At 60.9% G+C, this 302-nt stretch carries 1 pseudogene; it reads right to left on the bottom strand.

Features of this window, described 5'->3' with window-relative positions:
- Positions 1-302: pseudogene (locus tag DY926_RS16385) on the bottom strand (hypothetical protein); the annotation flags it as partial.

Below are 302 nucleotides of genomic sequence, written 5' to 3'. Positions count from 1 at the left end.
ACCCCGGTGATTGCCGCACTCAGGTCGCTTTCGACTTTGGTCAGGGCGGACAGGACGCTATCCACCCGGCTTTTCCAGTTCGTATCATCGTACGAAATGGTCAGCGTGGACCCGGCGGCCGTGGAAAAGCTGTTGAGGGCCGTGGACAGGGCGGTATCGGCAAGGGTGATGATACCAACGGTCGAGGCCCCGATGCCGCTGGCGACCGCTCCGATGCTCAGCACGGTCGAGACAGCATTCAGCCCGGCCTGACCGTAATCCTTGATCTCGGCCACATTGATCGTGATGGTGGTGACATTGCC

The sequence above is a fragment of the Komagataeibacter melaceti genome (assembly GCF_003403295.1).
GTDB lineage: Bacteria > Pseudomonadota > Alphaproteobacteria > Acetobacterales > Acetobacteraceae > Komagataeibacter > Komagataeibacter melaceti.
This window is presented reverse-complemented; position numbering and strand designations above follow the sequence as displayed.